Source organism: Acinetobacter sp. ANC 4779, from assembly GCF_004331055.1.
GTDB lineage: Bacteria > Pseudomonadota > Gammaproteobacteria > Pseudomonadales > Moraxellaceae > Acinetobacter.
Map to the genome: position 1 here is coordinate 31,006 of NZ_SJNU01000007.1, position 26,832 is coordinate 57,837.

A 26,832-nucleotide genomic window follows, 5' to 3' on the forward strand; every position below is an offset into this window, starting at 1 on the left:
CTAATTATGCATAACGTAATTTATTACTTCGGGTTAATATCTATTTTCTTTGCAAGAATATATTTTCAACACTACAAGTTTGTCTGTTGATTTCATTCAATACATAAAAAACAAGTAAACTCTAAGAAAAGACTTAGGAATTTTAGTCTTCAAAAACTTTTGCCTGATTGATTAATTGAGCAAATACAGCGCCATCTTTAATTTGATTGGCGCTGAGTAAAGCCAGTTTCACTAAAAACAATTTACGCTTGGCCTGTGGAATAGCATCAATGCTTTCCGCCAGTTGGTCATATACTTTTTCTAAATCATTAATCGAAATTGAGTTCATGCTGCTACTCCTTCTGCGCCCTGGGTAAATTGATCTAAGGTTTCAGTAATGGCATTTTCACGATAACTCAGCCAACGACCATTAATATGGTGACCCGGGCGAACCAAATAAATTGCACCTGCATCGGCAAAGAAACGTTCTTTGGCAATTTCTGGATTAATGGTAAATGTCACATCTGCATCAATCACCGCTTGACCATCAATCGCCAGTGCAATCACTTGTGCAGGAATGCGCTGTTGTTTCAATGCATTCATTTCAGCAATTAAACCCGCAGGCACTTGACCATTTTTGGTGAGCACCACGGCCGAGAATTTGCCGCTGATTGAATCATATAAGAATGAGCCATCTGCAAATTTCACGTTGGGAATAAGCGCACCGTTTTCAGTCAATTCATTCATGAGAGCATTGTCATCATTGCGACTGTTCAAGGGTGAGTGGGTGTAAGCATGTGGACGTGAAGTACGCCAGTGATATAAGGGACGAACAAATTCATGTTCAAGTGACAATGACAGTACGGCATTACGCAGTAAACGGAAGCCATCGGTTGGTGGCGCCATAAAGCGTGTTGATTTACCTGCTTCAGCAATAATTTCACGTGCCGCACCGACACGGTCAAAAGTATAGCTTTCAAGTAATTTTTCAGGCGCCCAGCCTTTAACCACCGCAGCCAGTTTCCATGACAAGTCTTGCGCATCTTGGAAACCGGTATTTGCACCCCGTACACCAAAAATTGGCAGTAAATGCGCGGCATCACCCACAAACATAATGCGGTTATGCACGTAATTATCTAAAGTTAAGGCACGTGCTGAATATACCGTACTCCAGTCCATTTCCCAGTCAAGATGATCTTGGCCAATCATTTTTAATTGATCATTTACCGCTTTATGCAAGTTTTCAGGTTTCAGTGCTTCTTCAGGAGAAATATTAGGATCTAACTGATAATCAAAACGCCAGATATCATCTGGTTCACGGTGCATTAAAATGGTGTTGCCCGGATTCCAGTCTGGCGAAAAAAATGCAAGACGCTCTGTTGGATAATCCAGTTTGATACGAATATCTGCAATCACGAAACGACCTTCGTAGCTTGCACCTTCCATCCAGAGCTTCATGCTTTCACGAATCGGTGAACGACCACCATCTGCAGCCACGACCCAGTTTGAAACGTGTTTGTACTCGCCTTCAGGGGTATGCACAGTCAAGGTCACGCTGTCATTATCTTGTTCATGTGCAACGACTTTGTTACCCCAGCGCACTTCAATATTGTCTTGTTCTTTAATGGTGTCGAGCAAAAAACTCTCCAGCCAGTTTTGTTGCAAGTTATTCAGGGGTGCAAATTGATCATGTTCATTAGTAGGCGATGCCATACGGAATGCCACTTGCCCCTTATAAATTGAATTACCATGCGTCCAAGGTAAAGCTTTGCTCATAATACGTTCAGCAGCACCGGCTGCCTGTAAAATTTCCATAGAACGCTTTGTGTAGACTAATGCACGACTGCCTTCAGATAACTGTTGTTCTGAAGACAGTAAAATAACGTTGACACCCTGTTTTGCCAATAACAACGCATTTGCCATCCCAATCGGACCTGCACCGACAACAGTGACCGTATCCGCATCCGCTACAGTATCTTCCTGACTATGAAAATAGGGATAAACCTCATAGCGATAGTAGAGTGATTTTCTAGCTTGAGTTTCCGGAAAATGCATGTCGAACTCCTTGTAATTTTTTCAAAAGATTATTGAATTAAAGCGAATAAGTTTTTAACTTGTCTTCTCATTCATGATCTTGGACTTAAAGATATCAACCTAAAGAATAATACAATATTAAAAACCAAACAACTGGTTGATAGATATTAAATAGCATAATAAAATAGGGCTTAAAGTGCTTGGTCAGCAAATGAAGTTTCATTTGTTAAAGTTCATTAGAGAAAATTTATAAATCTATAAACTCATTTTATTTTTAATTAAAAATGACTTAGACATGTTTAGGTAGCCTAAAAAAATGAATCAAACTTCCACCAATAACTCATATACACTCGGATGGGTATTTTTACTCACCTTGCTTACTGCATTTAGTGCCTTATCAACTGATATGTACTTGCCTGCATTACCTATGATGGCTGAGGAATATCAGGTCAGTACCCAAATGATTGCCAATACATTAGGCGCTTATTTTCTTGGCTTGGCATTTGGCCAGTTGATTTATGGCCCTCTCAGTGATCGATATGGACGAAAACCCCCTCTTTACTTCGGTTTAACGGTTTATATTGTTGCCAGCCTTTGCTGTGCCATAGCACCCAATGAGACTATTCTACTAATTTTTAGAGTACTTCAAGCTTTCGGTGGTTGTGCAGGTGTAGTGATTGTAAGAGCGGCCATTCGTGATCGACTCAACATGAAAGAATCGGCACAAGTCTTTTCCACCATGCTGCTTGCGATGGGCTTAGCACCCATATTCGCTCCAGCTTTGGGTGCTTTATTAATTCAGTACTTCCATTGGTCAAGTATTTTTTATCTCCTGACTGCAATTGGGGTGGTGACATTGGTTCTGGTACATTTTTATTTTAACGAAACACTCCTCCAGTCAAATCGGCAGAATATTTCAGCCAAACAAATATTCAGAAATTATTTAAGTTTATTTAAAGATCATACTTTCGCAGTGCCCATGTTTGCAGGCGCAATGTTATATGGGACGTTATATTGTTATATTGGGGCTTCTTCAAATTTATTTATTAATTTTCTTAAAGTACCTGAACAGCAATTTGCCTATCTATTTGGCCTGAATGCCTTGGGTCTGATGCTGTTTGCTTTCATCAATAAACGTTTAATTCCTTATTTTTCAGTGAGCCATTTATTTATACTGGGAGCCTTTATACAAATATCCGGTATCTTCATTATCAGTATAAATGCATGGTCTGATCTCATTAATCCCTATCTGATTTGTTCAGGCTTATTTCTATTGGTGGGCGGTATAGGACTTACCGGACCCAACTCACTGGCCATTGTTATGCAAAATCAAGTGAAACAAGCCGGCTTAGCAAGCGCACTTATGGGAGGCGTACAATTTTTCTGTGGTTTTATCATGACTATACTCTTATCCGTGCTTCCTTTTAACATATTACAAAACATGAGTATTATCATGCTGGTCACCGGGCTGCCAAGTATGTATTTTGCAATTTATAACCATCAATTTTTTGTAGAATTAAAATAACCCTAAACATTTTTGCATAAAAGACAGGCCAAATCATAAGCTCGGTTTTTGCAATAAATTTGTTGAGTTATGCCTTATGTGATTGCCTATTTTATGCCACAAGATCCATAAAAAATGGAGTGTTCTAGAAGACATTTCTTTTTTTAATAAGCTTCTTTAACTAAAATTAACCTGATGATTTTATTTATTTTGTTCTGATATGCCCCTACCAGGTAAATATAAACATCACGTAACTAATAATGAACACTCGTGCTTGTCGCTCTTCCTTTTGTTTGGGAATGATTCATTTAACTCTTTGGATAACGGATTCCCACACTCTAGTTTTAAACTAGCTTGATCCATTAAATTCAGTAGGGGATAAATAGCCCTTATAATTTATCTTTATATTATTCATAAAATGAAATTTCTGATATTAAAACTATCGATAAGATTATCAAATGAGTACTACCCCAATAGGGTCAGAATCTGTCATCAATAAGTCAAAAAAACCAGCGATTTTCATCACTGGTTTTTTATCTGGCTAGCGCTGAGATTTATCTATCTGAATCTAAACATTCGCTTTCTGTAAATTCATTGTTTCTATTTTCTTACTTTTTTTCATCAAGCGAGTGATTAAAAACATTGAGATTGCAGCCAAGAATGCAGGAATCGTTAATAAATTCACAATTTGTTCACCTGATAAGCCAGATACCATGAGCCAACCTACCGCGCCAGAACCAATAAATGAGCCTAAACGGCCTGCTCCACCAGCCCAACTTACGCCTGTAGAACGACAATGTGTTGGATAGTAGCTTGAACAGAACACATGTATGCCAATGTGCGAGCCACTGATACCTGCACCAATCCCGAATATTCCAAGTACGATAAGCAGTGTATTTAAATTTGCTACACCCGCGCTCAATGCCAATACACAGATCGCACCAATTACATAAGATATGGTTAAAGTACGGCTATGACCTAATTTATCCATAAAGTAGGCAATGATTAATGCACCTACTGTACCCCCAATTTGGAATGCCGAAGTGATCCATGAGGCACTTTGCATATTAAAGCCTTCATTTTTCAGAATCGTTGGCATCCAACTTGAGATCATGTAAATGATAATTGAACCCATGGTAAACGCACACCAAAATAATAACGTACCCGCAATGTAATCTTTACTAAATAGTTCACGGACACTGACATTTTGTTTTTCGGTTACTGCTGCCACCAACTCGGGAATAGGTTGCCCCTTAGGCGCCATTTTTTGGATAACAGCATCAATTTTCTCTTTAGAAAATTTATTTAACACCATGAAACGCAATGATTCTGGCATAAAATAATAGATAAACGGCAATGCTATTAAAGGAGCAATCCCACCTATCATTAAAATACCTTGCCAACCGATTAATTGAATAAGCTGACCTGCCAATAAGCCCCCCATCGCTGCCCCAATGGTATAGCCACAGAACATTACAGTTACCAGAGTAGAACGTCGTTTGGTGGGACAATATTCTGAGGTAATGGTAACTGCATTTGGCATAGCACCACCCAAACCTAAACCAGTAAGAAAACGTAATAAAATTAATACGGTTAAATTTGGAGAAAATGCAGAGATTAAAGTACCAATACTAAATATGATGACACTGCAGATGATAATTTTTTTACGGCCAAATTTGTCAGCTAACGGTCCAAATACAAAAGCACCAAGCATAAGACCAAAGACGCCTGATAAAAATAGTGGGGCTAAATCGGCTGGTGTCAGTGACCACTGTGCAATTAAAGCAGGAGCAATAAATCCGACTGCTGCAATATCAAAACCATCCAGTGCGGCAACAACAAAACATAATATAATGATTATCTTTTGCAGTTTAGAGACGGGTACGCTATCGATAAAATCTTGAACTTCCATTCGTCCATTTGTATGTTGAGTCATCCTGCTTCTCACTTAATTTTAGATTTTTTATGACTGAAATCACATCCTTGTTCTTCAGCTTGCTTTACTTAGAGCAACTCCAAAGAAAATTATAACTATTGAATTTTCCTTAAAGTCATTGCCTGTTTTTACATCTATACCTGTTGCGCAACCGTATTAATAATTAAATGCGCTCTTTCGTCGAAGCTATACCCCAACTCATTCAAAATCTCTTGAGTATTTGCTGCCACCGGATTTACCGGATTGCAATGCCGAACTGTGGTCTTGCTAAACTTAGGTGCAGGACTGGGCTGAACAATATTATTGACAACTGTATAAGTACCTCGACTTTGATTATGGGGATGCTTTGGCGCTTCAGCCAAACTTAAAACAGGTGCAAAACATGCATCTGTACCTTCAAAAATCGCACACCATTGATCACGGGTTTTGGTGAGAAAAATATCGGTCAAGCGCTGTTTCAATGCTGGCCATTTTTTCGCATTCCATTGTTGCTTGAATTCAAGATCATCTGTTAATTCCAATTTTTCCAGCAACAGTGCATAAAACTGCGGTTCCATGGGACCAATTGAAATGTAGTTATCATCTGAACATCGATAACTATCATAAAAATGAGCACCACCGTCCCCATTATTAGTACCCGCTTGATCATTCCATAAACCCACAGAATGCCAACCCTGAATTAAAGCGGTTAATAATGCCGAACCATCGGTGATTGCTGCATCCACCACCTGCCCTTCACCGGTTTGTTTAGCATGTAAAGCCGCTGCTAAAACGCCATATACCAGTAACATTCCACCCCCACCAAAATCACCAATTAAACCTGGCGTGGGTGTTGGCTGGCCCTGAGCACGTGCTGTTGAATGCAAAGCACCGGTCAAAGCAATATAATTAATATCGTGTCCAGCTGCCTGGGCCAATGGTCCGGTTTGCCCCCATCCTGTTACCCGTCCATAAACCAATTTTGGATTACGGGCGTGACAAATTTCTGGGCCTAAACCTAAGGATTCCATCACACCAGGACGAAAACCTTCAATTAGAATATCAGCGCTTTCAATCAGCTTTAATGCGATTTCAATGGCTTCAGGTTTTTTTAAATCCAGTGCAATTGACTCACGTCCACGGGCCAATACATCACTATCCCGTGCTGTTAGAGATGCCATGCCATCTTGTTTAGAAGGCTTGATCAGGCGATCAATACGAATCACCCGAGCACCTTGATCTGCAAGTAACATTGCTGCAAAAGGTGCAGGTCCAAGACCTGCAAACTCAATTACTGTTAAATGTGACAGTGGTCCTGAACGCGTCATTAAGCAGCCACCTCACTACCGACTTCCACAGCACGACCTTCTACACCTACAGTCTTATTGCTGATGAGGAATGCTTCATTTAATTCAATGCCATAACCCGGACCTTCATTCGGATAACACATGCCATTTTCAAACTTCGGAATGTTGAGTGCGATATCTGTACCGACTTTAATGTTCTTACTTTCCATCGTACCGTGAATCAATAACGGGCCAATGGATTCATTCAGACCTTGAGATGCCCATTCATTTGCAACCCAAAGATGTGCCGCTGGACTATGTTCTAGGCCGGAACCGATCATACAACCACAATGAACAGGTAAACCTGCCAAACGCGCCATGGTTAACCAACGCTGAGCTTTTACCAATCCGCCTACTTTTTGAAGTTTGATGAATAGGCCATCAGCTGCACGACGATCAATAATTTCTTTAAGGTTATAAAGTTCTTGAGCAGATTCATCGGCATAAATTGGGGTTTTGACCTGTGCACGCAAACGCGCCATACCTTCAATATCCCAATGTGCTAGCGGCTGTTCAATTAAGTCGAGGCCAGCAGAATCGATACGACGAATCACATGAAGTGCTTTTTCATAACTCCAGAAGCCGTTTGCATCAATTGTTAATACTGCATCTTGACCTACGGTGTCACGTACCGCATGAACCATATCAATATCGTCTTGTAATGTACCGTGACCGATTTTCATTTTAAACAATTCAAAACCAAGCGCTTTAGCTTTCTGTGCTTCAGCCGCAACATCTTCAGGTTTACCCGCAGACAATACCCAACCTTGACGTGAGCCTTCAGTGGTACGTCCACCCAGCAAGTCATATACAGGTACGCCGTAGAGTTTTCCTTTCAAATCATGTAATGCGAAGTCGACCGTTGCTTTAGCTTGATTGTTATCGCGCACCAACAGATCCATTTTTGCCACAATTTTTTCGATGTTACGAGGATCTTCACCAATTAAAATACGCGGTGCAATGACACGGGTAATCATCGCAATAATTGATTCTTGTAATTCACCACGGTACCAAGAAGAGGTATCACCGGAATCTGAAAAACCTACCGTACCGTCATCTGCAGTAATTTTTAAAACCACACTATCAATAGAGGTAATGCGCGTATTTGGCATAATCACGGGTTTTTTTAATGGGGTAGAAACTGGGAAACATTCTACTTTTACGATCTTTGGCATGATTAAATCCCTTTCCTTTTGAAAATTTCTGCGTGTCAAAACGCAAATTTTAGTGTCTATTCGCTTAGACCTACTTGCTTATATCCAGCTTTAAAAGGCTGATATAAGATCCATTTTTAAAAACAACTCAGCGCAGAATAATGTTCTTCGCTGATAAAAAATCTTTTTAACAATTTGGTCATTTTTAGATTTCATTCATTAAAAATATAAAACTTCAGACCTGTCCTGCAGTAATGTAATTTCGATTTTCCTAAAAGTCAACCAACAAGTTGGTTGAATAAATAATAAATCAACCAACCTGTCGGTTGACAAAGTTATAATATTTGTTAAAACTAGGTTTTATCAGAACCAGTGTTTGGCTCAGAGTACGTTTTAGCAGGCTGAGTCATTCAATATTTAGCTAATTTAATTTGAAATAAAAAAGGATTGCCCCATGATTTATGGATATCGCTCGCCATGGATGACAGAAGAACTGGACCAGTTACGTGTTACCGCACGTCGTTTTTTTGAACAAGAAGTTGCACCAAATGCTGAAAAATTTCGTAAACAGCATTTTATCGATCGTGAAATTTGGGAAAAAGCAGGAGAACTCGGTTTACTCTGTATGAGTGTTCCCGAAGAATATGGTGGCTTGGGCGCATCCTTTGCCCATGAAGTCATTATGATGGAAGAACAAGCGCGTATCTGTGATACTACGTTTGGTTTTATTCCTGGTTCATTGAACAGCCCGGGTTTCTTTTTGGGCACAGCTACACACGAACAACTGTTAAAGTGGATGCCAGGTATTGCTACAGGTAAAAAAATGATTGCTGTGGCGATTACCGAGCCTGATGCAGGAACGGATGTAAAGGCACTCAGAACTACTGCACGTCGTGATGGTGATGAATATGTTCTGAACGGTTCTAAAACGTTCTGTACGCTTGGCGATCAAGCTGATTATGTCTTGGTTGCTGCACGTACCGGCGATTCGGGCTCAGGTGCACGTGGAATTTCTTTATTCATGGTCGAAAAAGATAAATGTCCAGGCTTTAAAGTAAATAACATCATTGATAAAATTGGGCAAAATGCCTTAAATACTGCTGAAATTTTCTTAGATGATGCACGTGTTCCTGTCGAAAATTTAATTGGGGGTGAAGAAGGAAAAGGCTTCTTCCAGTTAATGGATGTATTCACCCGTGAACGTTTATCAATTGGTATCGTGGGCATTGCGTGTGCAGAACGTGCCATTGAAATGACAGTTGAACATGCTAAAAACCGTAAAATGTTAGGGAAAACCCTATGGGATTTCCAAAACACTAAATTTGAATTGGCGGAATGTTTAACCGAAGCACGTGTGGGTCGAGTATTTATTGACACGATTATCAATGATTTAGTTGAAGATAAAGAACTACAGCCAAATGATGCCATGATGGCAAAATGGTGGGGCTCACAAAAACAATGTGAAATTATCGACCGTTGTTTACAGCTGTTTGGTGGCTATGGTTACTGTACAGAATATCCAATTGCACAATTGTATATGGATGCACGAGTTGCAAAAATTTACGGTGGCTCTAATGAGACCTTAAAAGATGTGATTGCACGTTCAATGTAAAAAATAGCAGATATAAAAAAGAGGCATCTATTGCCTCTTTTTTTATTTAACAATTTAATTGATTTAATCCGTATTAAAATATTAATTCTTTATTTTAAAAGCTCTTAAGCTTATTTTCAGCAAGACCAGACTGGATCAGAGTCTGCAACATGAGGTACAATTCTTGAGGCTGTTGGCTCTGAAACCCCATAACTCGTAGCAAGGTGAAATAAAGTTCGGTATTCACGCCAATAGCTTAGGCACAGAAGAAACTGATCCTCTAGGCTTCACTGGGGTGGTCTGCCTTTAGCTGGAACCTGCTTGCTCAATTGCTCAACCATTACATAGAAGGTTGATCATGAGAGCCCTTATATCGCTTAAACTGTGTTGCAGAAAGCTTCTTTGCATCGATGTATTTCATCCGCAGATTATGCACGAATACCAAGAAAGTTAGAGTACAAATATCAACCCAAAAGAGGGTCGTTTTTTGATTTATGAAAGAAATCTAATGAAGAAAAATTAACTTTAAATTATACAAAAGCTTAAAATCTTGGAATTTTTTACTCTTTATTAAAGCAATACATGTTTAGTTAACTAAAAATGAAAGAGCTTTGCAAATGAATAAAATGTCTTATTTTAAGCTTCTGTTAAAGGACTGTCGGTTTATGGTCTGGTGTATAGATTAAGCTTTAAGACCATTAATCATGGTATTCATGAAGGTATCTGTAATTTCAGAAATCGTGATTTTTGAGTCCTCTTTATACCATCTTGGTACCCAGTTTAATGCCCCGAATAACATTGAAGAAATAATACGAGGCGAACACGGCTTAATTTTACCATCTGCAATGCCTTCTTCAATCAGTGCACGCACCGTTAAATCTAAACGTCGTTGGAATTTTCTAATTTCATCACTCGAATAAACATCTAACGGACGCGCACCCACAAGCAACATACAGCGACCAAATACATTATTTTGTGCCATCGCCAAACTTGAAGAAAATTTTATCAGACGATCAAATACACACATCTCTTTGTTGTTCATTTCTGCAATCAGTAAATCTAAATCTTTAAAGGACAGCTGCAAGCATTCAAATAAAATGCTCTCTTTATTTGAAATATAATGATAAAGCGTCGCTTTATGAATACCGACATGCTCAGCAATTAAATCCAAAGACGTTGCCTCATACCCTAAGGTTGAGAACAGCTCTGCAGCAGTCGTTAAAATTAATAAGCGTTTGTCTTCATGACGTGCATCTGTACTTGGACGACGTTTGCGTGGTTGACGTGTTTTCGCAACCAAGCCACCCGCGCTTAACTCTTTCGTTATTTCAATTTTTTCTGTTTCTAATTCAGACATTTAGTAATCCTAAAAATAAAATCATGATCAAGCTGGCTCAAACAAACTGTATGAATGAGTGCATTTAAATAAAAGTAGGCAGATGAAAGCAAACAATAAATATTTAAAACCAATCAGAGAAAATTTTAAATATTTATTCCATCAGCAGTTTACCACTTAAATATCAATCAACTATTTGGTAGTATGATAAATAAATTACATTTTTTTAATAGTACTTATTTTAGAAAGCCTAGAACACTTAATTTTCTCATAAAAAGCCATAATCCACCGGAGTGGATTATGGCTATAAATCAATAGATCATTGTAAATTATTTATTCAAAGAAGATTTACGCTGCATATAAAATCCCACTTTCAAGTAACTGCGCAATACGTTGGTTATCCCAACCCATTTCATTCAAAATTTCCCGAGTATGTTCACCGAGTTTAGGCGCACGAACACGAACCTCTCCTGGGGTAAGTGACATTTTCACAGGAATGCCCGGTACTGCTGTTGGGGTTGCCGTTCCAGGGTGATCCACTAGCGGCAACATATTCCGTGCAGCAAAATGTTCATCATTGAAAATGTCTTCACCAGTATAAATCGGACTAAATGGAACACGACCACCAAAAAGTTCCTTTAACTCTAGCTTGGTTTTCAGTACGGAGTATTTTTCAATTTCTGCATTGAGTTCAAGATGATTTGTCCAACGCAAGCCTTCATTTAAATATTTGGCTTCAGTTTTTAATTCAGGACAACCGAGTAAATCGCACAATAAATGAAATTGTGGATCGTGCGGTGCAGCAATCGCAATCACACCATCTTTAACTTTAATGGTGCCAAAAGGTGCCAACCCCGGAATTCCGTTACCGACGGGCTTTGCAGAAACCCCTAAATATGAAAACTGACTGACGACAATTTCAGACAGTGCCAAAATACTGTCGGTCATCGCCACATCTACATATTGACCTAAGCCTGTATTTTTCGCATGCAATAAAGCAGAAACTGTTCCAAATGCTGCGAATAACCCAGAGACCGTATCACCAGCGCCACCGCCCACTTTGACAGGATGATCCGCATCCATACCTGTTACGCCCATCCAGCCACCCATGGCTTGAGCGACGATATCGAATGCAGGCCAGTTTTTATATGGGCTTTCTCCGCCAACACGATCACCAAAACCGCGAATAGAGGTATAAACAAGACGTGGGTTGATTTCTTTTAGTACCTCATAACCCAAACCCATTTTTTCGAGTACGCCAGCACGATAGTTTTCAACTAGACCGTCAGCATTTTTAACCAGCTCAAGCAATGCTTCACGCCCTAATTCAGTCTTCAGGTTTAATGAAATAGAACGCTTATTGCGGTTACAGGACTGAAATAGCCCGCCAAAGAATTTGTCTTGATCATCCGCACGGAATGGTCCCATTTTACGGAAAAAATCACCTTCTAATGGTTCGACTTTAATTACATCCGCGCCATGATCTGCTAGCATTTGTGAACAAAATGGACCAGCCAAGGCATGCGTTAGATCAAGAATACGTAATCCTTTTAAAGATCCCTGATGATTACTTTCCATAAACACTCCGTTGTTATTTTTTAAATCAACCAAATAGTTGGTTAATTGATTATCAGCTAATTCGGCATCACTGTAAAACAGTTTTTACAAATTTTAGACTAAAGTTAAGAAAAAAATATTTATAAAAATAAGCAGAATGAATAAGCATTTTCTGCCTATTTATGCTGCCCGTTTAAGCGTTTATATTTAAGCAGTTTTAGGCTTAGTCTGTAGCGTTACCCAATGCGTACGGGTGAATTCTTCAATAATCCAGTGCCCATTAAAGCGCCCTAAACCAGAGTTTTTCTCACCACCAAAAGGTGCATGTGACTGATCATCGACAGTAATGTCATTAATATGCGTCATCCCTGCTTCAATCCCGAGCGCAAAATTAACCCCACGCTCATGATTGGTGGTGCATACTGCACTGGATAAACCATATTCTGTATCATTGGCCAACTCTAAAGCGTGTGCTTCATCACGCGCCTTAATCACCGGTAAGATTGGACCAAAGCTTTCTTCACGTGCCAATGCCGATTGCGGGTCGACATCAATAAAGACATGGGGCGGAATGACTTGACCTTGGGTCTCCCCCCCTATAAGCATTTGAGCATTTGAAGCTTTCGCTTGCGCAATAATTCGTTCAATATTTCGAACTTGGCTTTGATTAATGATTGGTCCAATGAGGGTGCCCATATCATCTGGATCACCTATCACCAATTCTTTTACTTTATGTCCAAGCAGGGCCACAAAGTCATCATAGATTTTTGCATCGACAATGACCCGGTTGGTACTCATGCAGATCTGGCCTTGATGTAGAAACCGGCCAAGCACTGTCAGTTCAACAGCTTGTTCTAAATTGGCATCATCAAGCACCACCATAGGTGCATTTCCACCCAGTTCAAGTGCAATTCGTTTAAGATATTTTCCACCCACAGCCAGTTGGCCGACTCGTTTGCCAATCTCGGTTGAACCGGTAAATGAAATTAAACTTGGTACTGCATGCTCGACAAAGTAATCACCGATTTCACTTCCCGCACCCACAACGACATTGAGTACCCCTGCAGGGAAACCAGCTTCTTCAAAAATTTTGGCTAACAGTGTCCCACCCGTAACCGGGGTATCACTTGCTGGCTTGAGGACAACCGTATTTCCTAGTGCCACGGCAGTAATGACAGAACGCATACTCAGGTGAAATGGAAAATTCCACGGGCTAATCACCCCAATAACACCCAAAGCTTTTCGATAAATCCGGCTTTGCTGATGTGGCACACTGGTCGGCAAAATTTCGCCATTGACCCGTAATGGAAAAGTTTTTGCTTCAGCGGTGATGCCTTGTGCCGCAGCTAATTCGATTGATGCTTTTAAGCGGGTACTTCCTGACTCACGAATAATCCAGTCAATAAGTTCTTCACCCCGCGCTTTTAGAATTTCTTCTACACGTTGAATCAGCGCCATTCGTTCTGCGGGTGAGGTTTTCTCCCATGCAGATTGCGCGGATTTTGCTGCTGTATATGCAGCATCTAAATCCGCTGTATTTGCCAATTGAAATTGGTGAATGAGCTCTTGATTATAGGGATTAATATTATCGGCTTGGCGTGTCGATGATCCATTGATCCATTGACCGTGAATATATTGATGATTTAGTTCGGTATAAATGTTAGAAGAACCCATAAAATAAATCCTTGTATCTCTACTCTGTTTATTGTCAACGATTGCTGACAATAAACATAAGTTAAATAAAACGAAAAAGCAATCAACTATTTGGTTGGTTAATTAACCAAAAAAATATTTAAAATTTTAGCTATTAAAACTTATAAGTATAGTTGGTATAAAAACGGTGCTCATCCAGTTTAATACCACTATTTTCAAAGTCAGTTTTAATTAACATATATTGAAAGCCTAATCCCTTGAATAATCCTTCTTTAATTCCATAGTTGACCACGATATTAAATTCGCTTTCTTTGACATCATCAATGGTGGGATGCTTGATATGATCCGCCATGATATAACGTGTCATAAAATACAAGCCATCTATACCCATAGCTGCAAAATCATAGTCATAACGGAACTGAACGGAGCGCTCTTTTGCTTTATAGAAACTGATGCTGCCCCACTGGGTTAAAAATGGTGCGGGCGTCCAACCACTGAGTAAAGGAAATGCCGTTTCACCCGACATCTGTTGATAACCTAAACCAAATTTGTGCGGACCATAACTGAGCATACTCATAAAGTTATATGCCTGATTATCAATTTCACCCTGTAAGCTACTCCCTGCATCCTGGGTATCAAAGACACGAAAATCAGTGATTAAGCGAGTCGTGTTATTAAATTTATGCTGATGTTTTAAGCCGACATAATGTTGGTTATAAATATCTTCCAGTCCCCCATAGAAATATGAGGCATCCAAGTTTGGATTCACTTTGTAATCCAGCCCAAAAACATTTAAACCGTCTGAAAATTCACCTGTTTTATTGACGTCTAAGCTCAGTTTTTTATAATCATCTCTATCACGTGCTTGAATCCGGGTAATTCGACCGGCAGTAATCTTGGTATTTTCAATATCATTCGATTCAAGCATGAGACCTTTAAAAGTTGTCGGCAAATTTCGACTGTGGTCAATATGAACCACCGGAAGCTTAGGCATCAATTGCCCGTAACGCACTTCGGTTTTAGCTATTTTGGCTTTTAAAGTTAATCCCAATTGGGTCTGGTCTTGTTCTTGCTTTCCAGTCACCGGATCATTCGGCATGGTTCCATCACGCACCAATTCATTGTCATTTTTGATTATACGCTCTGCATGCATAACCGTTCCATCCAGACCAAAAGCAACTGGACCGATTGGCTCTGCATAACCCGACTTAATACTTAATGATGCACTTTGAGACCAATGCTCGAACTCTGGTACAGGTTTGGTATCAGGAATACGGTGCATATAAAAGTTACGGAAATCTACCTGTACCTGTGCATCTTTGACCACATCTGCCTGTACCATTCCTGAAGAACAGATGAGACACCCCAACGATAAAAGTTTTAGTTTAAACATGTTCGCAATCCTCTTTGCTTGATTTTTAACTTTCCATAGTTGCAATGGTGGATCTATCCAAATTCATCCTCAGGATGTTAGATACACCGTTTCTGATTTTGTTTTTAGGACAATATCCATTGCATTATTGATATTTCGTTATTCATTTCCTTGAACAACACTTCCGTGATCCTACGAAATTCCTTCTTATATTCTGTTTCAATCCTATGAAAATCAGAACTATAAGAAGCTAAACAACATCCCTGTCGTAAAGCCCACCTGTTATGCGACTTTGACTGTAATGCCTGTCAGGCCATCCACATCAGCTCGCATTTCATCTCCCGGTAACACTGCGCCCACACCTTCAGGCGTTCCGGTAAAAATCAAATCGCCTTGTTTCAATTCAAATAAAGTCGATAAATTGGCAATTGTTTCAGCAACATTCCAAATCAAATGGGTGATATCACTACGTTGCTGGGTTTCACCATTCACGGTCAGGTGAATATCAGCGGCATTTAATTCACCCACATCGGCCAAACGATGGATTGGGCCCACGGGTGCCGAGTAGTCAAATGCCTTACCGACTTCCCATGGACGACCCTTTTCACGTTGCGCCATTTGTAAGTCACGACGGGTCATATCCAAGCCCACTGCATAGCCATAGATATATTCAGCAGCTTGCTCGACTGAAATATTTTTCCCATCTTTACCAATGGCCACGACCAATTCGATTTCATAATGGTAATTCGACGTTAAAGGCGGATAGGGAATAGTGACTGTTTCGCCCGCAGGTACAGGTACAATAGACTCGGCATCATTCGGCTTACAAAAGAAAAAAGGTGGCTCACGGTCTGGATCGAAACCCATTTCACGGGCATGTGCAGCATAGTTACGGCCAACACAATAGATACGACGTACTGGAAATAATACATCGCTATCTTTTATCGGTATGCCGACCACTGGCATTGGCTTAAATACAAAACTCATCATCTACTTCCTTGATTTTATTGGTTGCTCTATGCTTTAAACGGCATCTGGTTGATTATGTGGGGCTGCCGCCTGAAATTCAGGCAAAGCCATACATGTGTTGTAAATCTTTTGAATAATTGGGTATTGACTTAAATTAACCTGAAATCGTTTTGAGGATTCAACCTGTGGAACCAGATACGCATCTGCCAAAGTAGGGGTATTTCCAACACAGAAATCCCCTCGCCCACGGTCTCTATCCAGTAACTGTTCTAAAGCATCAAAACCTTGTTCAATCCAATGCTGGCACCATGTGAGTACTTGCTGTTCATCTAATTGCAACGGCCCACGCAAGTATTCCAAAACACGTTTATTGTTAATCGGATGAATATCGCAGCCCACCAACGCAGCGATTGCACGTACTTTGGCACGTTCCAATTCATCTTTAGGCAATAAGACAGGCTCAGGATATTCAGCCTCTAACCATTCAATAATGGCTGGACTCTGAATCAGCAACTGATCATTGACTTGCAATACAGGCACAAAGCCTTGCGGGTTAATGTCCTGAAAACCCAGCTGCTTATGTTCGTTTTTCATCAAAGACACAGGCAATAATTCATAATCAATCTTCTTAAGATTCATTACGATCCGGGTACGATGCGAGGTTCCGCTTCGGAAAAAGCCATACATTTTCATGCTGCTGATCCCGTGTAATGTTTTGCTGCATCTAAACAGTTTTCAACATTCCAGCCATACAGCCATTCCATCGCATCATAAAACCGTTCATTGGGACGCCCACGCCATAAATCATTGCGCACCATGCGCTGAACACCTTTGGCATGGTAAATCTTGCCCATTTCTCGAGAGGACAAAACAATACGTGCGGTACGCGCAACACGTGCACATTGGTAAATTTGAAAGGCTTGTTGAATATTATTGTTGCTGATACGCAGGGCTTCACCCAAAGTCACTGCATCTTCCATCGCCATACAGGCACCTTGTGCCATATATTGTGTGGTTGGATGTGCCGCATCTCCCAGTAAAGTTATACGTCCATAACTCCATTGATCGATAGGCTCACGGTCTGCTGTTGCCCAACGTTTCCATGATTTGGGTAACTCAATCAATTTGCGGGCTTTCGGACAGATGCCCTGGAAATAAGAAAGTACTTCTTCTTTTGAGCCGTCTTTTACGCCCCATTCTTCTTGTTCACGGCTATGGAAGGTCACCACGACGTTATATTCTTCGCCGCCTCGTAATGGATAATGGACCAAGTGACAATTTGGTCCTACCCAGATACTGGCCGCATTCCACTGCAACTCTTCAGGAAATTCACTCTTTGGAACCACGGCACGGTAAACCACATGCCCTGTTACTAAAGCTGGATCACCCACATATTTTTCACGGACAACTGACTTAACCCCATCGGCACCTATAAGTGCTTGCCCAGTATAAATTTTTCCATTTTGATCTGTAATGGTGACACCAGTATCGTCTTGTTCCACATGAGTGATACGACAATTGGTGATGATTTCAATTTCACCGCGTTCTTGTGCACCTTCCACCAGAGAGCTATGAATATCTGCACGGTGAATCACTGCATACGGATTACCAAAGCGCTTTAAAAATGCATCACCTGTATCAATACGCCCGACTTGATATTCATCAATTGCATCATGCATGACCATATAATCTGTATAGACAGCCCGCCCTCGAGCTCGGTCACCAATTCCCAACGCATCAAACGCATTAAAGGCATTTGGCCCAAGCTGAATGCCTGCACCAATTTCTCCAATTTCTGCTGCCTGTTCAAAAACCTGAACTTTAAAACCTTGTTTGGCCACTGCGAGGGCAGCTGCAAAACCGCCTATGCCACCGCCTGCAATCAAAATTGGACTTTGCTGATTTGTCATGTTTTCATCCTTTAAAAACAGATTTAATTACGTTCACGCACTGAATAAAGGTCGAGTTTCTTTTGAATCGGTGCCTCATCGGCAATAAAAATGAAACATGGCTCACTAGATTTATTGATTAAATCGACCTGTGCAAAACATGGAGCACATGCGGTATCGGCTTTTTCTAGATTGAAAGTGTCAGTACCAATTTGCAGTTCTAGCTGTCCCTCAATAACATGAAAAACTTGTGCTGCCGAACATGGACTCATTTGAATGGTTTCATTTGCTCGCACCATAACTGCTGAGTAGCCAATAATTTTTTGGCAGTCTTCCCCTGTTTCCGGATTGACATATGCCACTTGAATGGGACCTTGTGATTGGGCTTCAGCTAAATCATTCAGTAATTGTTTGGCTTCCGCCCACGGATAACGAAGCATTGGATAATTATTTTTTGCCCGAATGTGATGTTGAGTTGGGACTAAACCTTTGCCATAACGTGATTTTGTGCCGGTATTCGTTACTGGTTGACATTCCCCACCTTCTACATAAGAGGCTTCCATGTAGTAGACCAAAGGTAAATCAAGTACATCCAGCCAAATGACAGGTTCATCTCCATCATGACCATGTTCATGCCACAGACCCGATGGCGTAAGGATCAAATCGCCATGCGACATTGGGCATTTTTCACCTTCGACCGTGGTATAGGCTTTTTCACCTTCTACTATAAGGCGCACTGCATTCGGTGTATGTCGGTGTGCGGGTGCCCATTCTTTTGGCAATAGCAATTGCATCCCAAGATAAATGACCGAAGTCGCGCGCATATTTTCTAAACCATGACCAGGATTGGCTAAAACCAGTACGCGGCGTTCGGCTTTCTCAATCGGCGTTAATTCTCCAGCTTCAATCAGCAATGGCTTGATGTCTTTAAATTTCCAGGAAATCGCCTGAGTATGGGGAATCGGTTTTAATGGGGGTAATACATTGCGAAGACTTGGCCACAATGGAACCAGATTCTTCTGTGTCAGGTCTGCAACATAACGTGTTGGCAGATCTTCTAATCTAGCAAGTTGTTCCATTTTCATCCCTAATATAATAATACCAACCAATCAGTTGGTTGTTTTATTTATTATAATAATTTTTATTATTAAATCCAGAGATTCTGATAATATTTTTATACGCTTCAGGAATTTAAAATAAATTGTTTAAATTCAAAATCTTAATTAAATATAGCTCTTTCAAAAATCATTTTAAGCAGCTCCAAGTTATAAATTCCTGCGATTAAATGAAAGCATAAACCTCATTTCTTGCTTCCATTTCGATCCCTTAAGACTCTAAATAACTTTAAATCACCAAAAATATCTTCTACACATATAGCTGTTTTATTGATTTTTAGGATTATATGTCTTAACTCAATTATGGATAATGTCCCCTTTAACAAAGGGAAAAGGCTTCAGGAGTTGCTTCGCTATGCAGAGCATTACATCCATATGCCATGAGCTCAGATAGGATTAGGCCAATCCCAGTCTAAGCATTTTTCTATTTCAGGCGCATCACGTTGAAGCCAACTATAAATCGTAGTGTGATCAACATTTACACCACATTCGGCAAGCATTTCCTCAAGTTCATGATAGCTAATGCCATAGTTACAATACAGCGCACAGCCCAAAGCATGGTCTCAGCCTGAAAATGCCGAGCATGGACGGGTTCATAGGCTGAACCTTGAGCTAAAAACTATTCAGCTTACCCGGAGTGGTTATTTGCAACAGTGCCGGAAATATCTCAATTTGGTTTGATCCCAATCCTCAATTTGGAAAAAGTGGTCTGGGCAACATCGCCGAAGCTTGGTGTAAACCAAGATGCATTGCATCAAATTATTGGGAGATAAACTCAGTGCCAGAAACTTTCCGATTCAGGGGAATGAGATTGATGCACGTGTAGCTGTGTTAAATAAATCCACCGAATTAGCTCGACCTCATCCCTTAGTTCTCTCTTAAATTTCATTTGCTTAGGGTGTTTTTAATTTTTAAATTTTTGTGCAACAAAGCCTCAATTAAGTAAGATGCGAGTGTTAAAAATCATGCAGACACTTTAGACGTGTATTGCAGTAACAATTGATCTTAAGCTCGTTGTGCAAGTTTCGGAGAGAGATTAAATAGTTAACTGCGATTACGCAGCTACTTTTTTAAAATGAGTAAATAATAAAATCTAACTATAGATGAAATAAATTTATTACAATCACCCTGATAACAAGAAGGATAGACATTGTGCGCCACTCTTATCATATTGAAAAACATTACATCGAACGTGCGGGATGGTTGCGTGCAGCTGTGCTGGGGGCAAATGACGGGATTATTTCAGTCACCAGTCTCGTAGTGGGAATAGCAGCCAGTGGAGCATCCACTCACACTTTACTGGTGACCTGTGTCGCCGGATTAATATCGGGGGCTGCATCGATGGCGGCGGGTGAATATATTTCCGTTAAATCCCAACAAGACATTGAAAAGAATGATCTGCAGATGGAAGAGCGCGAACTGCAACGCCATCCTGAACATGAATTAAATGAGCTAAAAAATATTTATATACAGCGTGGATTACAACCCGCTTTAGCGCAAGAAGTCGCGCAACAACTCACTGCACACAATGCTTTAGATGCACATGCGCGTGATGAAATTGGTATTTCAGATCATACCTCTGCCCAGCCCTTTCGTGCTGCATTCTCTTCAGCCATAGCATTTACTATAGGCTCATTATTTCCTTTAATTTCAATTATGCTGCTGCCTGAGCAATACTTAGAGAAAGGCGTCATGCTGATTGGGGTATTAAGCCTGGGAATTATGGGGGCTTTGGCCAGTTATGCGGGTGGTGCAAGTATTTTGAGAGGTTCGATTCGGGTCATGCTTTGGGGAATTATCGCCATGTTATTCAGTGCTTGGATCGGGTCATTATTTAATGGTGCGGTGGCATAAGATACTTTTTTATATGATCCAAATACCCCATTTTATGAGAAGTATAGATAATAGGTCTATAAAAATATTTGACATGCTTTATATCGATAAAGCATGTCGTTCTCGGTGAACAATATCGCTATTTCTTATAGATCTAAATCATTTCATTTTTTTAAAAAACATACTTTTTAATACATTATCTTTAAAAATAAAATGGTGGATTAATGCAGCACAGGCATGTAAACCTATGACTGTAATAAAGAAGTTACCTAAAAATTGATGTATCTGACCAATATATTTAACTTCTCTAACACTGCTCAAAAGTGGCAAGTTTAAAGATAAAACTTTGAAATTATCAGTGAAACTCGATAATGCAAGCCAGCCCGCTATCGGAACGCCACATAAACTTAAGTAAAGCGTAAATCTGACAATTTTAAATAATTTTATTTGATACGAATTAATGATCTCATTTTTAGGAATCCTTCTGTTATAGAGAAAAATAAAACTCAACCTCACGAAAAATAGAATAAATATTGAAATTCCACCTATCACATGAATCTGGCCCTGCAAGCCTGTTCTTGTTGGATCTCCACTCGTCAAATATACAATCACAACTAAAACAAAGGTAATCCAATGCATTATTATCATAGGTTTTGGATAGTTATTGTTCATGATTTTTCCTGATATTCTAAATATTTATATAGAACTGAACCGATGAGTGGACAACAATATACTCCAGAATTTAAAGATGAAGCTGATAAATTGAGATTGAACCTGAATATTCTGTCACTGAGGTTGCAAAATGTTTAGGTGTATCACAGCATTTATAAATGGTTAAAGGTAGTACAGCCTTTGAATGGGTTTTTAAGGTATTGATCAGATTTCACCCTATTCATCAGCTAAACTTAATTGAGTCACCCATTTTTATTCAGTCAATTTTCGGCTTTTAAATAGCGATATCCTGCTTGGCGACTAATCTCAAATGCCTGACCTAATGTTATAATCATAATTTCAATGACTTTGTCTTTAAAACTTTTGCATATCCCCTGCTTCTATTGTTCTATATTTTTTAGTCTTTGGCTCTATATTTAAACCTGGCTCTAACGGTATTGAATTTCAGCACACAGTTCAGCCACAAGCAGATGAAACGGTGGTCATTAAAAATCACATCAACGCGTTATTCAATACGAATCTCAAAGAAATTTAGATACCAATCAAGTGACTGAGTTAGTCGTGATTGGTGCTATAAGCCATATATAGGTTGACGCTGCTGTTCGTTCTGATTTTGGTTATAAAGTAAAAGTTGCTCATGATACTTGTGCAACGCTAGACCTAGAATTTGATGGTATCAAAGTACCTGCTGGCCATGTCCATGCAACCTTAATAACCGCTTTTGAATTTGCTTATGCTCAAGTGATCTCCACTGAAGATTATATTGGCTAAAGATTAAGATTTCCTAAAATTGACATACTACAGCTTATGCGAAATGCCCTTGTTAGAACCCATTCAAAATGTCCAGTTTGCTTCATAGAAGCATCAGTAATTTATAAAAGACAAGCGTGGAATTTTGAAAAAATAATTTATTTTTATACGGTTTACTTCACACACTCTGTCCAAAATTTCATGCCTGAACTGACTAAGCTAGGATCATGTTCAAAGACTTCTTTTAGATGAGCAGCGCTGCCCCCTGAATGCCAAAATATAATGTGTAAAGCGATGGTCTGCTTTGCAATTTGCAGGGTATTTTCATCTGAGTATTGAATAAAAAGGGAAAGGACTTTTTGATTTTTACTAAAAAGGAAAGCAAAAATAATCTTCCGTTCAGGATCTTGCCCTAAAAAACCATCTCTTTTCATATGCTTTGACACTCATTTTATGCAGTAAACAGAATCGGACTTTATTATTTCTGTGCTATCGCTGAGTTGATGGATTCTATCTTTTTAAAGCTGAAATCCTTGCGTGATTAGCAATAATCAGTTTTTTAAGTGCACTCGTGCACAAATTTTACTCATTCATACTAGTTCTGCTAAGATTGGATTTACAAGAATTAAAATGTTCAAAAAATCTAATAAAATTAATGGTTATATTTATGAATAAACATACTGCCTTAGAAATTACCCAAAAGTTACGCTCTATTTATGTTCATCAAGTCAGAGTGGCTGAGCTATTCTTAAAAATAGGCGAAGTCACTAATCTTACCCCTCTCATCCTCACAGGAAATAAAACCGTTTTTTCTTTTAAAGAAACAGGGAGATCTCTCACTAAAGTTAAAAAAGACATTTCTGCTGTCAAAAGTACTTCACAAGCAGATGCAGTGTTGGCAGAGATCATTGCCGAGCTGGTATAGATTTAGGGTCTTGCAACTGGTCCTGCAGCGACTTTAATTCGTAGTTTTGATCCATATCCACCTCTGATTTAAAAATAGAGGGAATAAAAAAAACCTATCTTGATCTGTCCCTCAGAAATAAGACAGTAAGTAATGAAAAAGCTGAATTTCCTCATAGGAAATTCAGCTTTTTTACTTGCTGGTGAGGTTAATCCTCGCGATTACTTCTGTTTTTTAAGCTGCTTTTTGAACTTATTTAACTTGTTTTTGTGTTTTAAAATCTTTTCAAGACGTGCTTTGATCTTCTTTTTCAAGATTTTAACTTGTTTCGACATGATGTCACTCCTTGGTATGAATATCCGCTGACTGGTTTTTTTTCATAAAACTACGGATAAATTTTCTTAATTCTCTAGCGGCACTGGTGTCCATAGCTTCACACAATTGAATGAACTCATCACGTTCAGTGCTGTTAATGCGAATTAAGAGTTGCCCATCTTTTTTGTTGGCCTTTATTTTTTTGGGTTGATCAGTCATAAGATATTTATTCCCAAAGGCACTAATACAATAAAATGTATATACACTATATATACATTATGAAAGTTAAGCAACTATTTAATATATTGTTTTTTATTAAAAATATTTTTGAGGATGAAATTATTTTTGTAAATTTTAAAAATACAGTCTGACAGTTGCAGTAATATTTTTTTAATATGTAAAAATCTCGGTATTCTTGATCGAATGGCAAATCGGACATTTCTATTCAGGGTTTGCAACTTTAATGAATATCTAAAGGTAACTTTACAGCCCCCCCCCAAGTAACGTTATGACAGCTTTAATCCTCGCTGTAAAATCAATAATTTAGAAGCCGTGGAACATTACCTTCGCAAAGGTCAACGCAAGTCTCAGATTTATACGTGACATAAAAAAGTTTTACCCTACAAAATTTGGGGCTATTAATGACTATGACGGTCCAAGTCCAGATTGATGATTTGTAAATTTAAATAATATGTGATTTTAGTAATACTAACTTACAATTCAATGATCGGATTCTCATTTTATGCGGTGAATATTTGATCAATAGGTGGTTTAATCAGGATCAGAATAACAATAAATAAATATAAAGAAACAACGGTAACAGAACTTTAACTCTCTAATTCTTTGTTAGAAAAACACGCTCAAAGAAGCAAATAAAGAATTAGAGGGTTATGCTTTTCTTATCCAATTTACTCCACTTTCCATCGTATAAATCATATGAAGCATGGCTACAGATCCACATTTTTTTGACTTCATATAAGAGATATGATGTTAAGTAGAGGCTAAAAATGCCCTTGATCAAGGGTATTGCGCATAAGCTGTATTATATTAATTTTAGAAATTCTTCACTTTATGTTTTGATTTAATTTTTAACTCCCCGAAATCATATTGGTCTAAAAACATATGCCATAGCTATTACTAAGACCTTTCAAAGCTTAAGCAAAAAAATTAATTCAGTTTCTTTATAGCATGAACACTAATTTGCTTATTTTGATTTCTTTCACTAGAAGATAGCGAATCTTAATGTAAGCGTTTAAATGCATGGTTAATCAACATATTTCGCTTCCATAAAAATCTATAGTAGCTGAGTTAATCCTCAAGGCGACAGAACCAAATTTTATTACGTCCGATTGTTTAGTCGCTACTTTCAATATTAGAAGATCATATTGCCAACATAGCAAAGTTCAACTTGAGCGCCAGCTTATATTATTAACCAGTAACCACTTGAACCACACGCAGAAAGAAGAATGTTTAGAGTTAAAATTAAAGCTATAAAATCACCTTTGAAACCACTAAATAATTTCAATCTAATTTATGGAAGTTTCGTAAATTACACATACTGTTCACATAAAGTCTTAAAAAATGCGTAATTTTTTAAGACTTTATTTATATAATTAAAAAAAATATAATTTTTTTATATTTATTAATATCAATTATTTAAATACAATAACCTTTCTTTATTAATAATAAATTGTTTTTAATAAATTTCATAATAAAAAATTTATAAAGTATTTTTCAATAAAAAAAATTATAGTTGGTCTGGGATAAACGCCATCATTAAAAAAAATAGGAAGGGATATGACTACATCAAAAAACTGGGGTAAAGGACTTGCCGCCATCATGCTAATTGCAAGTGCACAAACGACTTATGCAGAATTTAAACGATTTTCTGTTTCTGCAGGCTGGTTACATATCAAGTCACAAGGTAATGCAAACTCGATGCATATTAATACAGGAGTGGAAGAAGGAAGGTCTGCACGGGTAGGTGATATTAGTGGCGATACGATTCGCTCAAATATTGATTATAGCAAGAAGGACTTAACAGGCCCTGAACAAGATTTGATTACTACTCTCACACAACCATTTACAACTTATCCATCATTGTTTGATAGGTTAAGAGATGGATATCATAAAACTTATGCAGATGATCCCGAAGCACTCAGAAATGCTATTACTCAGTTAACAGGCACAGCTGAGATTTATGGATTATCAAGTTGGAATTCAAATGCGGGTATAGAAGTCGAAGATATCGATACCTTGGGTTTAATGCTAGATTACTATGTTAATGAAAATGTTTCCCTGCAACTGATTGGAGGCATTCCACCAAAAGTCGATTTAAAGGGGCGCGGACAAGTATATGCACCATTTTCAGCAGTGGGTCATCCTATATCACCCGATCAGAATTTATATTTAAAAAGTGACATTCTGATTACTGACTTGGAAAAATATGATACTGCTGCTTCAGCACGTGCCTGGACACCTGCAGTTGAGGCTATTTATCATTTTGGAAAACCAGGAATCAACAAATTCAGACCTTATATTGGTGCTGGAGTGATGTTTGCCCACTATACCGATATTAAGCTGAATGATGGCGTTAAAAACGATTTGGTTGCAGCCGGTCACATGATCCAAAATATCTATGATGGTGAAGCAGGAGCGGCACTCGAAGGGCGAACATCTAGTGGGGATATACGAGTAAAAACTACTGCCGATGACGCAATTGCACCTATTATTTCCTTAGGATTTAACTACGATTTTAAACCTAACTGGTATGCTACTGCTTCGGTTTCTTATGCAAAATTAAACAACAAAACGGATATAAAGGTCACTAACAACAATACTGGAGAGCAGCTTATTCATGCCTCTACCAAAATTGATGTAGATCCTCTTATTACTTATGTAGGTGTAGGTTACCGTTTTTAATTACTGATTTAAAAATTAATAA

The 26,832-nt window shown here is 38.8% G+C and carries 21 protein-coding genes and 3 pseudogenes; 6 read left to right on the top strand and 18 right to left on the bottom strand.

Features of this window, described 5'->3' with window-relative positions; all coding sequences use genetic code 11:
- Nucleotides 1-142: 142 nt before the first annotated feature.
- Nucleotides 143-328, bottom strand: a complete 186-nt coding sequence (locus E0H80_RS09425) for a hypothetical protein (RefSeq protein ID WP_131365213.1) — start codon at nucleotides 326-328, stop codon at nucleotides 143-145.
- Nucleotides 325-2,034 carry an FAD-dependent monooxygenase gene (locus E0H80_RS09430; protein ID WP_131365215.1) on the bottom strand — a complete coding sequence of 570 codons (1,710 nt, stop codon included), beginning with the start codon at nucleotides 2,032-2,034 and terminating at the stop codon, nucleotides 325-327. Before E0H80_RS09430 ends, E0H80_RS09425 begins: the two co-directional genes overlap by 4 nt.
- Nucleotides 2,035-2,329: 295 nt before the next feature.
- Between E0H80_RS09430 and E0H80_RS09435 the strand changes: the two genes are divergently transcribed.
- On the top strand, nucleotides 2,330-3,538 hold the full coding sequence (locus E0H80_RS09435; protein WP_131365217.1) for a multidrug effflux MFS transporter: 1,209 nt from the start codon (nucleotides 2,330-2,332) through the stop codon (nucleotides 3,536-3,538).
- Nucleotides 3,539-4,085: 547 nt separating this feature from the next.
- Here E0H80_RS09435 and E0H80_RS09440 read toward each other — a convergent pair.
- The 3 genes from E0H80_RS09440 to E0H80_RS09450 form a co-directional block, all read right to left on the bottom strand.
- Nucleotides 4,086-5,453, bottom strand: coding sequence for an MFS transporter (locus tag E0H80_RS09440; protein ID WP_131365219.1), 1,368 nt, complete (start codon nucleotides 5,451-5,453; stop codon nucleotides 4,086-4,088).
- Nucleotides 5,454-5,587: 134 nt separating this feature from the next.
- Nucleotides 5,588-6,760 (bottom strand): CaiB/BaiF CoA transferase family protein, encoded by a 1,173-nt coding sequence (locus tag E0H80_RS09445; RefSeq protein ID WP_131365221.1) that lies wholly within the window; start codon nucleotides 6,758-6,760, stop codon nucleotides 5,588-5,590.
- Entirely contained in the window at nucleotides 6,760-7,953 is a 1,194-nt protein-coding gene (locus E0H80_RS09450; protein ID WP_067869952.1) for a mandelate racemase/muconate lactonizing enzyme family protein, read from the bottom strand. Before E0H80_RS09450 ends, E0H80_RS09445 begins: the two co-directional genes overlap by 1 nt.
- A 433-nt stretch (nucleotides 7,954-8,386) precedes the next feature.
- Here E0H80_RS09450 and E0H80_RS09455 point away from each other — a divergent pair, with 433 nt between their 5' ends.
- Nucleotides 8,387-9,544, top strand: a complete 1,158-nt coding sequence (locus tag E0H80_RS09455; RefSeq protein WP_213073403.1) for an acyl-CoA dehydrogenase family protein — start codon at nucleotides 8,387-8,389, stop codon at nucleotides 9,542-9,544.
- 116 nt (nucleotides 9,545-9,660) lie between these two features.
- Here the strand turns inward: E0H80_RS09455 and E0H80_RS09460 are convergent.
- The 10 genes and pseudogenes from E0H80_RS09460 to E0H80_RS16865 form a co-directional block, all read right to left on the bottom strand.
- Nucleotides 9,661-9,798, bottom strand: a pseudogene (locus E0H80_RS09460) (helix-turn-helix domain-containing protein); the annotation flags it as partial.
- 407 nt (nucleotides 9,799-10,205) lie between these two features.
- Nucleotides 10,206-10,880, bottom strand: coding sequence for a TetR/AcrR family transcriptional regulator (locus E0H80_RS09470; RefSeq protein WP_131365223.1), 675 nt, complete (start codon nucleotides 10,878-10,880; stop codon nucleotides 10,206-10,208).
- A 327-nt stretch (nucleotides 10,881-11,207) separates the two neighbouring features.
- Complete coding sequence (locus E0H80_RS09475; protein ID WP_131365225.1) at nucleotides 11,208-12,437, bottom strand: CaiB/BaiF CoA transferase family protein; 1,230 nt, start codon at nucleotides 12,435-12,437, stop codon at nucleotides 11,208-11,210.
- 186 nt (nucleotides 12,438-12,623) lie between these two features.
- Nucleotides 12,624-14,090 (bottom strand): aldehyde dehydrogenase family protein, encoded by a 1,467-nt coding sequence (locus E0H80_RS09480; protein WP_131365227.1) that lies wholly within the window; start codon nucleotides 14,088-14,090, stop codon nucleotides 12,624-12,626.
- 133 nt (nucleotides 14,091-14,223) lie between these two features.
- Entirely contained in the window at nucleotides 14,224-15,462 is a 1,239-nt protein-coding gene (locus E0H80_RS09485; RefSeq protein ID WP_131365229.1) for an OprD family outer membrane porin, read from the bottom strand.
- Between the two features lie 261 nt (nucleotides 15,463-15,723).
- Nucleotides 15,724-16,428, bottom strand: a complete 705-nt coding sequence (locus E0H80_RS09490; RefSeq protein ID WP_131365231.1) for a fumarylacetoacetate hydrolase family protein — start codon at nucleotides 16,426-16,428, stop codon at nucleotides 15,724-15,726.
- A gap of 36 nt (nucleotides 16,429-16,464) precedes the next feature.
- Nucleotides 16,465-17,103 (bottom strand): maleylacetoacetate isomerase, encoded by a 639-nt coding sequence (gene maiA, locus E0H80_RS09495; RefSeq protein WP_131365233.1) that lies wholly within the window; start codon nucleotides 17,101-17,103, stop codon nucleotides 16,465-16,467.
- Nucleotides 17,100-18,320 carry a 3-hydroxybenzoate 6-monooxygenase gene (locus E0H80_RS09500; RefSeq protein WP_131365236.1) on the bottom strand — a complete coding sequence of 407 codons (1,221 nt, stop codon included), beginning with the start codon at nucleotides 18,318-18,320 and terminating at the stop codon, nucleotides 17,100-17,102. Before E0H80_RS09500 ends, maiA begins: the two co-directional genes overlap by 4 nt.
- A gap of 23 nt (nucleotides 18,321-18,343) precedes the next feature.
- Complete coding sequence (locus tag E0H80_RS09505) at nucleotides 18,344-19,378, bottom strand: cupin domain-containing protein (RefSeq protein ID WP_131365238.1); 1,035 nt, start codon at nucleotides 19,376-19,378, stop codon at nucleotides 18,344-18,346.
- Between the two features lie 428 nt (nucleotides 19,379-19,806).
- A pseudogene (locus E0H80_RS16865) lies at nucleotides 19,807-19,973 on the bottom strand (IS6 family transposase); the annotation flags it as partial.
- Between the two features lie 131 nt (nucleotides 19,974-20,104).
- On the opposite strand from E0H80_RS16865, the pseudogene E0H80_RS09515 reads away from it, so the two are divergent.
- A pseudogene (locus E0H80_RS09515) lies at nucleotides 20,105-20,296 on the top strand (IS5/IS1182 family transposase); the annotation flags it as partial.
- A 270-nt stretch (nucleotides 20,297-20,566) separates the two neighbouring features.
- The gene (locus tag E0H80_RS09520; protein WP_131365240.1) at nucleotides 20,567-21,268 is read left to right on the top strand and encodes a VIT1/CCC1 transporter family protein; all 702 of its coding nucleotides are present in this window, start codon (nucleotides 20,567-20,569) and stop codon (nucleotides 21,266-21,268) included.
- Between the two features lie 138 nt (nucleotides 21,269-21,406).
- Here the strand turns inward: E0H80_RS09520 and E0H80_RS09525 are convergent, their stop codons facing one another.
- Nucleotides 21,407-21,919 (bottom strand): cytochrome b, encoded by a 513-nt coding sequence (locus tag E0H80_RS09525; RefSeq protein ID WP_131365242.1) that lies wholly within the window; start codon nucleotides 21,917-21,919, stop codon nucleotides 21,407-21,409.
- A 923-nt stretch (nucleotides 21,920-22,842) separates the two neighbouring features.
- A complete protein-coding gene (locus tag E0H80_RS09540; RefSeq protein WP_131365246.1) occupies nucleotides 22,843-23,103 on the bottom strand; it encodes a hypothetical protein in 261 nt (86 codons plus the stop codon).
- Between the two features lie 233 nt (nucleotides 23,104-23,336).
- Here E0H80_RS09540 and E0H80_RS09545 point away from each other — a divergent pair, with 233 nt between their 5' ends.
- On the top strand, nucleotides 23,337-23,594 hold the full coding sequence (locus E0H80_RS09545; protein ID WP_131365248.1) for a hypothetical protein: 258 nt from the start codon (nucleotides 23,337-23,339) through the stop codon (nucleotides 23,592-23,594).
- 318 nt (nucleotides 23,595-23,912) lie between these two features.
- Here E0H80_RS09545 and E0H80_RS09550 read toward each other — a convergent pair whose 3' ends face one another.
- Nucleotides 23,913-24,107 carry a hypothetical protein gene (locus E0H80_RS09550; protein ID WP_016165158.1) on the bottom strand — a complete coding sequence of 65 codons (195 nt, stop codon included), beginning with the start codon at nucleotides 24,105-24,107 and terminating at the stop codon, nucleotides 23,913-23,915.
- A gap of 1,578 nt (nucleotides 24,108-25,685) precedes the next feature.
- Between E0H80_RS09550 and E0H80_RS09555 the strand changes: the two genes are divergently transcribed.
- Entirely contained in the window at nucleotides 25,686-26,810 is a 1,125-nt protein-coding gene (locus E0H80_RS09555) for an OmpW/AlkL family protein (RefSeq protein WP_131365250.1), read from the top strand.
- Nucleotides 26,811-26,832: the final 22 nt, after the last annotated feature.